The sequence below is a fragment of the Rhodovarius crocodyli genome (assembly GCF_004005855.1).
In the GTDB taxonomy this organism is placed as follows: Bacteria; Pseudomonadota; Alphaproteobacteria; order Acetobacterales; family Acetobacteraceae; genus Rhodovarius; species Rhodovarius crocodyli.
Genome location: NZ_SACL01000048.1, coordinates 1 through 255 on the forward strand (window position 1 = coordinate 1; position 255 = coordinate 255).

General features: G+C 73.7%; 1 protein-coding gene. It reads right to left on the minus strand.

The features are described 5' to 3' along the window. Positions 1–255: sugar phosphate nucleotidyltransferase (locus EOD42_RS25715; protein WP_276318175.1), on the minus strand; the 255-nt coding region annotated here is incomplete at both ends.

A 255-nucleotide genomic window follows, 5' to 3' on the forward strand; every position in this document is an offset into this window, starting at 1 on the left:
CGTGCAGCCCGGGGACGTCGCTGATGGCGCTGTCGGCGGGCATGATCCAGAGGATGGCGCCGGGGTTGGTTTCCTCGGCCAGGATGGCGGCGGCGGCGATGGCGGGTGCGCTGTTGCGGGCGACGGGCTCGAGCAGGATGCGCGCGCCCGGGACCTCGACCTCGCGCAGCTGCTCGGCGACGAGGAAGCGGTGCGATTCGTTGCAGACGACGATGGGGGCGCCGAAGCCCGGGCCATGGGCGCGCAGGGCGGTGT